Origin of the sequence: Micromonospora sp. MH33 (assembly GCF_003013775.1) — a bacterium.
GTDB classification, from domain to species: domain Bacteria; phylum Actinomycetota; class Actinomycetes; order Mycobacteriales; family Micromonosporaceae; genus Micromonospora; species Micromonospora fulviviridis.
On the sequence record NZ_MUYZ01000290.1, the window covers coordinates 1 to 8,816 of the forward strand.

The following is an 8,816-nucleotide window of genomic DNA, read 5'->3' on the forward strand; positions in this document are numbered from 1 at the left end:
GGAGGCGCAGATCGCCCGGCTGCGTGCGCTGCTCGGCCCGGACCTGCCGGTGCTGCCCCGGGCGACCGCGCCGCAGCCCGCCCAGCTGGCCACCGCCCTGGCCGCCAGCGACGCGCTCCAGGGCGGGTCACCCCATCCGGTACGCCGCTGGCTGTCCCGCTACGGCCGGGTCCGCCCGGCCGTCGGCCGGCTCCAGGAGGTGCTCACCAGCGCCGACGCGCTCGACGCCGGGGGCGTGGTGAAGGTGCCCGCCACGGTCCGGGTGGCGCAACTGCCGTACGCCCCGGGCGACCGCTGGGTCGGCGAGGCGGCGCCGAGGGCCGGCACCGAGCCGCTGTCGCTGGTGGTGGTGTCCCCCGGCGGCATCGACCCGGCCCGCCCCGTGCAGGGCCTGGTGGTCGACGAGTGGACCGAGGTGGTGCCGGCCGAGAAGGTGCAGACCGGCCTCACCTTCGAGTACGACGCGCCCGGCGCGGCCGCCCCGCAGGCGGTGCTGCTCGGCCTGGCGCCGCAGGGCGCGACGAACTGGCAGCCGGCCGGCCTCGCCCAGGTGCTGGAGGAGGCGCTGGACCTGGCCCTGGCCCGGGCCGTCGACCTGGACTCGATCGGCGCGGCGGGGCAGTTCCTGCCGGCCCTCCACTTTCCCACCAACGTGGCGGAGAGCACGACCACCACCGACTTCGTGCCGGACGCGACGCTGACCCCGCAGGGCGGACAGGAGGCCAACCGATGACCACCGTCGAGGAGCCGCGCACGGTCACCGAGGGGCCGTCGGTCACCACCTGGACCCGGCTGGAGCCGCGGACCCGGCGGGCCGACCTGGCGCCCGCCGTGGACGCCCGGATCGCCGACCCGCTCTGGCTGCTCGCCCGGCAGTGGCAGCTCGGCGAGTTCACCGGCGAGGACGCCGGCTCCCCGGTCACCGCCCGGGTGCACGCCGAGGTCGCCCGGTTCACCCGCTACCGGCCCGGCCCGTACGGCGGTGCCGTGGGGCTGCCCGTCGGGGTGCCGTGGGAGGCGCTCGTGGAGCGGGAGGCGGCGGCGACCGCCGGGGACCTGCGCCACGCCGTGGAGAGTGGACAGCAGCTACTGCGGCTGCTGGCCGCCGCCGGGGCGGGCGAGCTGGCGGGCCGGGTGTGCGCCGCGTACCCGGTGCCGTCGACCCCGCCGGACGGCGCCTCGGCGGCCGACCCGGAGACCGTCGGCTACCTGCGGATCGCCGCGGGCCGGGTACCGCACGGGGACCTGGCGCTGCGGGCCTGCGCCGAGGGCCGGTTCGCCCGCGAGGTCCCGGTGCCGGCGGCGCTCACCGCGGCCGTGGACCGGGCCGTCGCCGACTGGTACGCCTGGCTGGGCGTGCCGCCCCGCCCGGCCGGCCCCCGCCCCGGCTACCTGCTACAACTGCCCGCCGTGCTGGCGCCGGACGGCTCCCGGCCGGCCGCGCCACCGTGGCCGCCGGCCGACTTCACCCCGCTGTACAGCACGCCCGGCCTGGAGGGGACGGCGTGGCTGCGGGAACGGCTGGAGCACGAGGCGGCCGTCGCCGCGCACGACGGCCGGGCCGAACTGGTCCTCACCGCGCACGAGTACGACGGGAACCGGCTGGACTGGTACCACTTCGACCACGAGCCGGGCACCACGCTGGAGGCGCGGCCGGCGGTCCAGGACGTGGTGAAGGTGCTGCTGCCCACCCCGGTCGCGTACGCCGGCATGCCGTCCACCCGGTTCTGGGAGCTGGAGGACGCCCGGGTCAACCTGGCCGGCATCGGCGCCGGCGCGGGCGACCTGGCCCGGATGTTCGTGCTGGAGTACGGCCTGGTCTACGCCAACGACCACTTCCTGCTCCCGCTGGAGCTGCCGGTCGGCTCGGCCACCCGGGTGCGTTCGCTGCTGGTCACCGACACCTTCGGCAACCAGACGCTGGTGCCGGCCGCCGCCGAGGGCGTCGCCCTGTTCCGACCGTCCGGGGCCACCGGCGGCGGGGCGGCCGACGTGCTGGTCCTGCCGGCCACCGCGGCCACCACCCTGGACTCGGCGCCGGTGGAGGAGGTCCGGCTCGGCCGGGACGAGACGGCGAACCTGGCCTGGGCTATCGAGCGCACCGTCACCGGCGCCACCGGCCGCCCGATCGACCGCGCCGCCCAGGTGGGCCGGGCGGCCGTGCCGCCGCGCCCGCCGGCCGACCCCGACGCGGACGTGCCGGCGCTGTCGTACGCCTTCGCCACCACGGTGCCGGAGAACTGGGTGCCGCTGCTGCCCGGCCCGACGCAGGACCGCCCCGACGTGGTCCGGCTGCGCCGGGTGCCCCTGCAACAGCCGAACCGCGACGGCGCGCCGGTCGCGGTGACCGGCCACAGCCGGCTGCTCGACTGGCGGGAGCGGGACGGCCGCCTCGTCGAGCTGGCCTTCCCCGAGGAGGAGGTGCCCCGCGCCGGCAGCCGGGTGCTGCGCCGCTGGCAACTGGCCCGGTGGGCCGACGGCTCGGTGCACCTCTGGCTGGGCCGTACCCGGCGCAGCGGCGCGGGCGAGGTCTCCAGCGGCCTGCGCTACGACACCGTCCAACCGCGCTGACCATCCCGCCCGCGACCGACACAGACAGCGGAGAACTGCTCATGACGATCATCTGGAAGAAGGACCTGCCGCTGCCGATGGCGCGGCCCCGGTACTACGACTACGAGTACCTGCGCGCCGACGACCTCACCCAGGCGCTGGACTACCTGCTGGCCCGGCAGAACCTGGCCGCCCGGCTGCTGCGCCCGGTGGGCGTGGTCAGCGGCCTGGACCTCACCCCGACCGGCGGCGACGTGACGGTCGCGCAGGGCGTGGCGATCGACGGCGACGGCAACGTGATCGTGCTGCCGGAGAGCCGGCGCAGCACGCTTCCCGGCGACGGCACCTTCTTCGTCTGGATCGAGTACCACGAGTTCCTGACCGACGTGCGCGACGAGGGCGGCGTGGCCGCGGAGACCCGGTGGACCGAGGAGGGGCTGGTCAGGGTCAGCGCCACCGCCCCCACCGACCCGGCGCACGCGGTGCTGCTCGGCAAGGTGAGCCGCACCGGCGGCACGGTCACCGTGCAGGGCACCGGCCGGCAGGCCGCCGGGCTCCGGGTGCCGGTCGGCGCGATCGTGCCGGCCGTGGGCGCCGGATCGCAGGCCGGCATCACCTTCCCCACCGACCCGGGCGGCGGCTCGGGCGACGAGGCGTACGTCCGCTACTGGCCGTACAGCGGGGAGAACACGATCCTGCGGATCGCCAACAACAACGACCCCGACGACCTGATCGCGTTCACCCAGTACGGCGCGGACCGGCTGCGCATCGGCGGCGGAATGCTGCACCTGGGCAGCCTGGAGGGCGCCAACGTGAGCGCCGGTCAGGTGGTCAGCGCGCTCGGCTTCTGGGGGCCAAGCGTGCAGCACGCCCAGTTCTCGTTCCGCGCCGGCAAGGGCTTCGAGCTGGTCGACCGCAGCGCCGACGGCCCGAGCCTGGCCTACACCGAGGGCAGCAAGCCGTACGCCGACCTGGCGGTCAAGGAACTGCGCGCGGCGAGCCTGCGTGGGCGCGGCGGGCTGTCGGTCACCGCCGAGGGCGCGCTCGGCCTGCGCGCCACCGGCGGGGTCAGCGTCGTCAAGGACGGCAACGGCAACGGTGACCTGAGCGTCGGCGGCGTGCTGACGGTCGCGGGAAACCTGAACATGCCGAACTGGACCTGGATCAACGGCGGCACCCGGCTGCACATCGGCGGCCCGGAACGGCTGTACCTGCTCAACGCCGCCGGCGTGCACGTCGGCTTCGGCGGCGTCGGCGGCGCCGACAGCGGCTGCCTCTTCGTCGAGAACCGCAGCTCCTTCGGCGGGGACATGCGGGTCACCGGCAAGATGGTGGTCGGCCCGGCCACCCCGCCGCTGGCCTCCTGGAGCGGCGGCGGCATCAGCACGTTCGACCTGTTCGCCTCCGGCGCCATCTACCTCGGCAACAGCGAGGCCAGCGGCTACACCATCAGCCTCAACGCCGCCACCGGCGTCATCAAGGGCAAGTCGAAGCAGTTCGCCATCGACCACCCGCTGGACCCCCCGGACGCCACGCGGCGCCGGCAGCTCATCCACGCCGCACTGGAGGGGCCGGAGAACGGCGTCTACTACCGCGGCGAGGGCCGGCTGGAGAACGGCACGGCCACCGTGGAGCTGCCCGCCTACTTCGAGGCGCTGACCCGGACGGAGGGGCGGACCGTGCAGCTCACCCCGGTCTTCGAGGACGACGAGCCGGTCTCCGCGCTGGCCGCCGGACGGGTCCGGGACGGGGCGTTCCGGGTCCGCACGGTCGACGGCTCCCCCGCCTCGCACAGCTTCCACTGGCAGGTCACCGCGATCCGCGCCGACCTGGAGCCCCTCGCCGTGGAGGTGCCGGCATGATGCCGACCGGCTGGTGCCCGGGCACCCGCACGGTGACCGGCATGCTGGGCACCTACCCGGGGACGAGCTGCGTGCGGATCTTCTTCGGGCCGGGCGACGGGCTGCCCGCGGCGGCCTGGACCGACCCGCGGCAACGATTGGCCCAGGCACCCGCCGACGCCGACGTCATCGTCTCGCACAAGGACCCCGAGGTGGACGCTGCCGCGTTCGTCGCGGCCTGGCAGGCCACCGGCCGGACCGGCCGGCTGATCCTGGTGCCGCACCACGAGCCGGAGCAGCAGACCGGCGGCGACCCGGCGCCGGCCGCGTTCCGCGCCTCGTGGACCCGGACCCGCACCCAGGTGGGCGACCATCCGGCCCGGCACGACGGCCGGTTGCGGCTCGCGGTCTGCTGGACCCTGCAATGGGTACGCCGGGTCGACGCCGCCGGACGCCGGGTCAACGACTGGCGCACCTGGTGGCCGGAGCACGAGGCCGACGCCGTGGACCTGGTCCTCGCCGACTGGTACCCGTACGACCCGACGGCCCGCAACCCGTTCCGCCCGGCCGGCTACGAGGAACCCGCCTCCGCCCTGGCGATCATGGTGGAGCTGGCCCGGGCCACCGGGAAGCCGTGGGGCATCGCCGAGATCAACCATCCGCGGATCACCACGGCGGGCGGCTTCCCGGCCGACCTGGATCCGGACGGCAGCCGCTGCGCCGCCTGGTACCGGCGGATGCACGCGTGGGCCAAGGCGAACGGCTGCCAGGTCTGGTCGCACTACCACCGGGACGAGGGCGACCTCACCGAACGGAAGACGGAGCAGCAGGCGCTGCGCGAGCTGATCGCCGCCGAGGCGGCGGCGCCCCGGCGGCTCGCCCCGGCCCTGGAGACGCTGCGCGCCGAGCTGGCCCGGCGCTGGCCGGGCGCCGGCCGGACCGTTGTCGACGCCACCCACCACGCCGACCACCGGCCCAACGCCCGGGACACCGTCGACGCGCTCGACGTGGACGTCACGGGGGTGGACACGGCGGCGCTGCTGGCCGCGTTCCAGCGCCACCCGTCGGCGGCGCACTGGATCCACGGCGGCGCCACGGCCCGCGCGGACGACGGCTGGACGCGGCGGCCGTACGCCGGCACCGACCCGGGCCGGGACCGGCTGCACCTCGGCATCCGGTCCACCGAGGCGGCCGAGCGGGAACAGCGCCCGTGGGGCCTGGTCGAGGAGGCGGGGTCCGACGCCACGCGGTTCCTGGCGCTGCTCAAGGACCCGGCGGTGGCGCTCCAGCTCCGCGCCCTGCCCTGGCAGTACGTCGGCGGCGGCATCCCGAAGGGCATGTCCACGCTCGGCGTGCTCGACGAGATCGTGCAGACGGTCCGGGTCATCGGCGAGACCGTCGCCCGGCAGGCCGCCGACCCGGCCCCGGTCCGGGCGGCGCTGGCCCGGCTGCCCGAGCCGCGCGCGACCGCCGACCCGCCGGAACCGTCCGGCCGGGCGGACGGCGTGCCGCCGCTCGACACCGCACAGTCGCCGGTCGACACCGCTCAACCGCCGGTCGGGACCGGCCGGCCCGCAACCACGGCCCAGGTCGACGCGCTCGCCGACGCGGTGGCCGCGCGCGTCCTCGCCACGCTGCCGGGGCACGCCTCCGGGGTGTCCGGCAGCGAGCTGGCCGCCGCGCTCCGGACCGCGCTGGCCGAGCTGGTGGGGTGAGACCCGACCGGGACGTACGCCGGCCGTTCCGCTGTTGACCGACTCCGGCTCGGCGAGGTGGCGGTGCCCGTGCGGCGCCGACACCGCGATCGGCGAGCTGGAGTGGATCATCGGCGGGCGCGCGGCGCCCCGGGTCGTCCGATCGGGTGAGCGGGCGGCCCGGGGCGGCGGAGCGGCCGGCTCCACCGATCCCCGCGACCCGCCGGCCGGTCGGCGGCCGGCCCACACGATCGGTGGCCGGCGGCGACCGCTCGGGTCGCCGTCGCGCTGATAGCCGACTCAGGTGTTGCCCCGGTGACCTGCGGTTTCGACAGTGGACGCAGACCCCCGCCGGCGTGTTCGCGCCACCGCGCGACCCCGGCCCGAGCAGGAAGCGGAGGCCTCGTGATGGACACCACGACCCTCGACCCCGACTACCAGGTGACGGTCTTCGAGGAGGACGACGACCCGGAGACCCTGATCGGCGACGAGATCGAGTACGACCTCGCCGCGGAAGAGGAGCAGTGACGTGAGCGCCCACCTGGCCCCCGCGCTGCGGGTGCTGCGCGAGGAGATCAACACCCGGTGGCCGCACCGGGACCACAGCTCGGACGGCTGGATCGGCGACGCCGCGCACCAGGCGCGCCGCTCGGACCACAACCCGGACGGCGACGACGCCTCGGTCAACGCCCTCGACGTGGACGTCGACGGCATCGACCCGCTGCTGGTGGTGCGGCACGCCATCACCCACCCGTCCTGCCAGTACGTGATCTGGAACCGGACGATCTGGAGCCGGACCCGCGGCTTCACCGCCGCCCGGTACACCGGCAGCAACCCGCACCAGAAGCACCTGCACGTCAGCGTCAGCCACCAGCGGTCGCTGGAGGACAGCCCGCGGCCGTGGGGAATCGCCACGGCGGCGGTGATCCGGCTGGGCGACCGGGTGCTGAAGAACGGGTGCCGGGGCAGCGACGTGCGCGAGTTGCAGACCCTGGCCAACCGCCTGACCGCCCGGCTCACCGTCGACGGCGCCTTCGGCCTGCGCACCGCCGCCTGGGTGCGCGCCTTCCAGCAGGCCCGGAAGCTGACCGTGGACGGCATCGTCGGCCCGGCCACCCTGGCCGCCCTGCGACAGGCCACCGCCCGGCCGCAGCCGCAGCCGGGACGGGCGCCCGGGTGCCGCACGCTGAAGCGGGGCAGCAGCGGCGAGGACGTGGCGTTCGTCAAGCGGTTCATCGGGGCCAGCCGGTGCGGCCCGGCCGGGGCCGACTTCGATGCGCGCACCGAGGACGGGGTCCGCTGGTACCAGCGGATGCGCGGGCTCGCCGACGACGGCGTCGTGGGCCGGCTCACCTGGGGGCAGATGGGCGTGCGGGTGACCTACTGACCGGGCGGGACCCCGGTCAGCCCTGCCGCAGCGCCGGCATCGGCACCGGCACGGCGAGCGCGGTCGCCCCGGCGCCCGCGCCGCCCTCGCAGGTGTTCGGCGGCACGGTGCCGATGCCCCGGGTGGCCGGCCGTTCCGCCGCCCAGAACATGAAGCCCAGCATGCCGGCCGTGCTGCCCGCGCCGTGCGGGGCGACGCTCTGCACGTACGGGGCGGCGGCCTTCTGCACCGAGTTGGCGTAGTTGACGCACTCGGGCAGCGGCTTGCCGCCGTAGGCCAGGTAGACCGCTCCGGTGAACTTGGCCGGGGCGAGCGGGGGCACCGGCGGGCTGTACTGCGGCTTGCCGTCGACGTGCTCCTGCCAGTCCGCCTGGGCGGTGCTGGCCGAGGCGGGCCGGGCGGTGACCATGGCGTTGGCGTAGTCGAGCACCGGGGCGTCGGTGCGCAACCAGTCGGCGGTGGCCTTGCGGTTGAGGTCGATCAGCCAGCGGTCGCCGGCGGCCACGTCGATGGTGAGCCGGGCGGGCGGGCGCGCGCCGGTGGCGTCGTAGGGATGGACCGCCCGGTAGGCGTCGATGAAGGACTGGAGGCCGGCCAGGTTCGGGCCGGTGTTCTGCTCGTAGTCGATCTCGATGCCGACGCCGAGCCGGGTGGCCACCGCGGCGGCCCGCTGCCCGAGCAGGGTGGGGTTCTCGGCGAGCGCGGTGTCCCAGTCGTCGGTGTAGGTGATGCCGCCGATGGAGAGCATCACCCGGACGCCGCGGGCGGTGAAGTACTGCACGATCTCGGCGGTCATGCCGCGCGGCACGCCGTCCAGGGTGGTGGCGTCGGTGGTCTGGCGCAGCAGGTCGAGCGGGTTGACGAAGCTCAGCACCACGAGGTTGACCGAGGGACGGCCGTCGCCGCGGTCGATCAGCCAGTGGTTCTGGCTGTCGAACTGGGCGACCGTCCGGGCCGTGCCCCAGGTGCAGAAGTCGTCGCCGCAGTGCCAGGCGCCGTAGACCTGGACCGGGGTGGCCGCCAGCGGCGCGGGCGGGGGCGCGGCGACGGCCGGACCGGTCGTGGCGAGGACGAGCAGGAGTGCGGCCAGGAGTACCGAGCGTCGCATGGGAGCCTCCCCGACTGTTCAGTACGCCTTGTTTACAGTAGGGCGACGACCTGCGTCAATGCGTTCCGGTGATCCGGTCCAGCACCCGTTGCTGGAAGGCGCGGGCCTCGGGTCCGGCCGGCGGCGGGCCGCCCCGGCGGGCCGCGATCGACCGGCGGATCAGCCCGCCGTCCGGGTCGTCGGCCGCGAGCCGCCGCCCGGCGTCCACCTTGCCCAGCCAGACGCCGTCGCGGCAG

6 protein-coding genes and 1 pseudogene are annotated in these 8,816 nt (G+C 75.8%); 5 read left to right on the forward strand and 2 right to left on the reverse strand.

Features of this window, described 5'->3' with window-relative positions:
* From B0E53_RS38030 to B0E53_RS29625, 5 genes are all read left to right on the forward strand, one after another.
* The coding region (locus B0E53_RS38030; protein WP_210406262.1) for a hypothetical protein at positions 1–733 on the forward strand (733 nt) is incomplete at its 5' end.
* A complete protein-coding gene (locus B0E53_RS29605; protein ID WP_168215444.1) occupies positions 730–2,571 on the forward strand; it encodes a hypothetical protein in 1,842 nt (613 codons plus the stop codon). The genes B0E53_RS38030 and B0E53_RS29605, both read left to right, overlap by 4 nt.
* A gap of 41 nt (positions 2,572–2,612) precedes the next feature.
* A complete protein-coding gene (locus B0E53_RS38035; protein WP_168215445.1) occupies positions 2,613–4,412 on the forward strand; it encodes a hypothetical protein in 1,800 nt (599 codons plus the stop codon).
* A complete protein-coding gene (locus tag B0E53_RS29615; RefSeq protein ID WP_107079016.1) occupies positions 4,409–6,106 on the forward strand; it encodes a hypothetical protein in 1,698 nt (565 codons plus the stop codon). Before B0E53_RS38035 ends, B0E53_RS29615 begins: the two co-directional genes overlap by 4 nt.
* 508 nt (positions 6,107–6,614) lie before the next feature.
* The gene (locus B0E53_RS29625) at positions 6,615–7,472 is read left to right on the forward strand and encodes a peptidoglycan-binding protein (RefSeq protein WP_107079018.1); all 858 of its coding nucleotides are present in this window, start codon (positions 6,615–6,617) and stop codon (positions 7,470–7,472) included.
* A gap of 16 nt (positions 7,473–7,488) precedes the next feature.
* On the opposite strand, the gene B0E53_RS29630 is transcribed toward B0E53_RS29625, so the two are convergent.
* Both B0E53_RS29630 and B0E53_RS29635 read right to left on the reverse strand, forming a co-directional pair.
* The gene (locus B0E53_RS29630; protein WP_246835665.1) at positions 7,489–8,580 is read right to left on the reverse strand and encodes a hypothetical protein; all 1,092 of its coding nucleotides are present in this window, start codon (positions 8,578–8,580) and stop codon (positions 7,489–7,491) included.
* Positions 8,581–8,635: 55 nt separating this feature from the next.
* Positions 8,636–8,816, reverse strand: a pseudogene (locus B0E53_RS29635) (nucleotidyltransferase domain-containing protein); the annotation flags it as partial.